The 3,946-nt window shown below is 74.5% G+C and carries 3 protein-coding genes; 1 reads left to right on the top strand and 2 read right to left on the bottom strand.

The genetic code is table 11. The features are described 5' to 3' along the window. Positions 1 to 157 precede the first annotated feature (157 nt). Positions 158 to 1,498 (bottom strand): 3-oxoacyl-ACP reductase, encoded by a 1,341-nt coding sequence (locus tag M4J07_RS46905; protein ID WP_255983366.1) that lies wholly within the window; start codon positions 1,496 to 1,498, stop codon positions 158 to 160. Between the two features lie 69 nt (positions 1,499 to 1,567). Between M4J07_RS46905 and M4J07_RS46900 the strand changes: the two genes are divergently transcribed. Further along, positions 1,568 to 2,863 carry an acetyl-CoA C-acetyltransferase gene (locus M4J07_RS46900; RefSeq protein WP_255983364.1) on the top strand — a complete coding sequence of 432 codons (1,296 nt, stop codon included), beginning with the start codon at positions 1,568 to 1,570 and terminating at the stop codon, positions 2,861 to 2,863. Positions 2,864 to 2,892: 29 nt separating this feature from the next. Here the strand turns inward: M4J07_RS46900 and M4J07_RS46895 are convergent, their stop codons facing one another. Further along, the gene (locus tag M4J07_RS46895; RefSeq protein ID WP_255983362.1) at positions 2,893 to 3,732 is read right to left on the bottom strand and encodes a helix-turn-helix domain-containing protein; all 840 of its coding nucleotides are present in this window, start codon (positions 3,730 to 3,732) and stop codon (positions 2,893 to 2,895) included. Between the last annotated feature and the right edge of the window lie 214 nt (positions 3,733 to 3,946).

Raw genomic sequence — 3,946 nt, 5'->3', positions numbered from 1 at the left:
CGGCGCCTGCGGGCCGGTGGGGCTTCTCGCGCAGTTCCCCGCGCCCCTGAAAGGCGCACTCCGTGCGCCTCCAGGGGTATCAGCCCCCACCCACCCGTAGCCGGCGACGAAACCCCGCACGGCAGACGCAGTCGGCGACCCCGCACACCCGGAGGGATTACGCCCCGAGGAGCGACTGGCCGCACACCCGGACCACCTGGCCGTTGACCGCCCCGGAGCCGGGCGACGCGAACCAGGACGTCGTCTCCGCCACGTCGACCGGAAGCCCGCCCTGGCCGAGGGAGTTCATGCGCCGCCCCGCCTCCCGGATGAACAGCGGAACCGCCGCCGTCATCTTCGTCTCGATGAAGCCGGGCGCCACCGCGTTCACGGTCACCCCGTGCTCGGCCAGCGCCCGCGGCGCCAGCGACCGCACGAGACCGACGATGCCCGCCTTGCTCGCCGCGTAGTTGGTCTGCCCGGCGTTGCCCGCGATCCCGGCGATGGACGCGGTGGCGACGATGCTGCCGCCGCGCCGTACCGCGCCCGCCTTCAGGAGCGCGTCCGTGGTGCGCAGCACGCTCGCGAGGTTGACCTCGACGACCGAACTCCAGCGCTCCGCGGGCATGTTGGCGAGCCGCCGGTCCCGGGTGATGCCCGCGTTGTGGACGACGACGTCCAGACCGCCCGGGGCGAACCCGGCGATCCGCTCGCCCGCGTCGTCCGCCGTGATGTCCAGCGCCAGGGCCCGCCCGCCGAGCCGCTCCGCGACCTTCGTCAGATCGGCCTCGGCGGACGGGACGTCGAGCAGGACGACGTCCGCGCCGTCCCGGGCCAGGGTCTCGGCGACCGCCTCGCCGATGCCGCGCGCCGCGCCGGTGATCAGGGCGGTGCGCCCGGCGAGGGGCCGCGCCCAGTCGTCCGGGGGAGTCGACTCGCCCTGCGCGGCGCCCACGTCGATCACCTGGCCGCTGACGTACGCGGACCTGGGCGACAGCAGGAACCGCAGCGTCGACTCGGCCGCCGGCGCCGGACCCGCGAGCCGGACCAGGTTCACCGTGCGGCCGCGGCCGATCTCCTTGCCGAGGGAGCGGACGAAGCCCTCCAGGCCCTGCTGGGCGGCGGCCTGGTGGTGGTCGTCGGGCGACGGCGGCGCACCGATGACGACGACGCGGCCGCTCGCCGCGACCGACCGCACGGCCGGGTGCAGGACGGCGTGCACCGCCGCCAGGTCCGCCGGACCGCCGACCGCCGTGGCGTCCACGACGACCGCCGCGGGCCGCACGGAGCCGTCGGCGCCGGAGAGCGTGCCGCGCACGTCGAGGCCCGTCCCGGACAGGATCGCCGCGAGCTCCTCCCGGTGCGCCGACGTGCCGGCCGTGAAGTGCAGCAACCGGCCTTCGAGGGCGGGGTGTTCGGGGCTCCAGCGGCGCAGGGGAGCGGGCTGCGGCAGGCCGAGGTGCCGGGTCAGGAAGCGGCCGGGGGCCGTGCCGGTGAAGGTCAAGTAGCGGTCGGCCATTGTCCAACTCCCTGTGGGGTCGTAAATTTACTTCGGAGTAAGGTTACTCAGTAGTCAGGAGTTGTCGAGATGGTACGTCCCGCGAGCACCCCGGCGCAGCCCCGCCGCGTCGCCGTAGTCGGCGGCAGCCGCATCCCCTTCGCCCGCTCCGACGGCCCGTACGCGACCGCCTCCAACCAGGAGATGCTGACCGCCGCGCTCGACGGTCTCGTCGACCGGTACGAGCTCCACGAGCCGGGCGCCGTGGGCGAGTTCGTGGCGGGTGCGGTGCTGAAGCACAGCCGCGACTTCAACCTCGCGCGCGAGACCGTGCTCGGTTCGGAGCTGGACGCGCGCACCCCCGCGTACGACATCCAGCAGGCCTGCGGCACCGGTCTGCAGGCCGTGATCGCCGCGGCCAACAAGATCGCCCTCGGGCAGACCGAGAGCGCGATCGCGGGCGGCTCCGACACCGCGAGCGACGCCCCGCTCGGCGTCAACGACGAGCTGCGCAAGATCCTGCTCGCCGCCCGCCGCGCCCGGTCCACGGGCGCCCGGCTCAAGGCCCTGGCCCGGATCAGGCCCCAGCACCTGGTGCCCGACATCCCACGCAACGCCGAGCCGCGCACCCGTCTGTCGATGGGCGAGCACGCCGCCGTCACCGCACGCGAGTGGGGCATCGGGCGCGAGGCCCAGGACGAGCTGGCCGCCGCCAGCCACCAGCGCCTCGCGGCCGCGTACGACCGCGGCCTGCTGGACGGACTCGTCGTCCCGCACCGCGGACTCGAACGCGACCAGAACCTGCGGCCGGGATCGACGGTCGAGAAACTCGCCACGCTGAAGCCGGTGTTCGGGGTCAAGGACCCCAATCCGACCATGACCGCGGGCAATTCGACGCCGCTGACGGACGGCGCCGCCGTCGTGCTGCTGGCGAGCGAGGAGTGGGCGGAGGCGCGCGGCCTCGAACCGCTCGCGTACCTGACCGCGTACGAGACCGCGGCCGTGGACTTCGTCGGCGGGGACGTCACCGGCGGGGGCGGCGACGGGCTGCTGATGGCGCCCGCCCACGCCGTGCCGCGGATGCTGGAGCGGGCCGGGCTCGGCATCGAGGACTTCGACCTCTTCGAGGTGCACGAGGCGTTCGCCTCGCAGGTGCTCGCCACGCTCGCCGCCTGGGAGAAGGCCGGGCTCGCGCCGGTCGACCGGGACCGGCTGAACGTCGCCGGGTCGTCCCTCGCGACCGGCCACCCCTTCGCGGCGACCGGCGCCCGGATCGTCGCCACCCTCGCCAAACTCCTTGCGGAGCGCGGGGTTCCGGGCCGTGGTCTCGTCTCCGTCTGCGCGGCGGGCGGCCAGGGCGTGACCGCGATCCTGGAACGCCCCTAATCCTGGAACGCCCCTAGGGCCTGTCCGGACTAGGGGGCCTGCGGGTCCAGTTTCAGCATGGCCGCCTCGTCCGGCGAACCGGCCGGCGCCTGATACGCCACCAGGCGCTGGCCGCCCGTCCTGGCCAGCTGCATGACCTCGTACGTGAGGGTCATCGCGCCCACCTTCGGGTGGGCGAACGTCTTGGTGCCGCCGCTGCGCTCGCACACGTCGTAGCGGTCCCAGATGCGCGCGAACTCCGGTGACTTCACGAGGAGTTCACCGGCCAGCGCGGCCAGCTTCGGGTCGTCGGGGTCGGTGCCCGCGATCGCCCGCAGATGCGCCACCGACGCGGTCACCGTCTCCTCCCACGGCACGTACAGCTCCCGGCCGACCGGGTGCAGGAACAGATAGCGGGTGATGCTGCGCCGGTCGTCCGGCCAGTCCCACAGGCCCGGCATCAGCGCCCGGCCCCCCGGGTTCGCGGCGAGCACGAAGTTGTAGCGGCTGACCACGTACGCGGGCATCGGGCGCAGCGCCTCCAGCATCCGCAGCACCGAATCCCGGACCGTGTCGTCCCCGGTGGGCTGCGGTTCGCTCAGCCGGCCCGAGGCCAGTTCGGCCAGGTCGTGGAGGCGCTCCAGGGGGTCGCCGCGCAGCATCAGGGCGCGGCCGATGGCGTCGATCACGGCGGTCGACGGGTTGGTCTCGCGGCCCCGCTCCAGGCGGGTGTAGTAGTCGACGCTGACCCCGGCGAGCGTCGCCAGCTCCTCGCGGCGCAGGCCAGGGGTGCGGCGCAGTCCGGTGCCGGCCGGCAGTCCGGCGTCGGCGGGGGTGACCTGCGCTCTGCGGGCCCGTAGGTAGCGGCCCAGTTCCGTGGTCTCTGCCATGCGGTCCATTCAACACGGCCGTCCGGCGGGGCGGGGCGCCGTGGGGGGCCGTGACAGGGCCAGGAACACCGCACCCCGGAGGAGCGCGGCCTGCCACCCGGCCGCCCGCACGGGGATCGTGGAGGTCGTTGCGGGCGGCCGGGGGTTCCGGTCCCAGGGGGTGCACGTCACCGGGCCGCGGTCCGGTTCTCCCGCCCACCCGCACGTCGAGACC

It is taken from the genome of Streptomyces longispororuber, assembly GCF_024448165.1.
Lineage (GTDB): Bacteria > Actinomycetota > Actinomycetes > Streptomycetales > Streptomycetaceae > Streptomyces > Streptomyces longispororuber_A.
This window is presented reverse-complemented; position numbering and strand designations above follow the sequence as displayed.

Excerpts from the sequence above, each read along its gene's own strand:
- M4J07_RS46905 (WP_255983366.1), bottom strand. The coding sequence starts at position 1,498 with ATGGCCGACCGCTACTTGACCTTCACCGGCACGGCCCCCGGCCGCTTC.
- M4J07_RS46900 (WP_255983364.1), top strand. The coding sequence starts at position 1,568 with ATGGTACGTCCCGCGAGCACCCCGGCGCAGCCCCGCCGCGTCGCCGTA.
- M4J07_RS46895 (WP_255983362.1), bottom strand. The coding sequence starts at position 3,732 with ATGGCAGAGACCACGGAACTGGGCCGCTACCTACGGGCCCGCAGAGCG.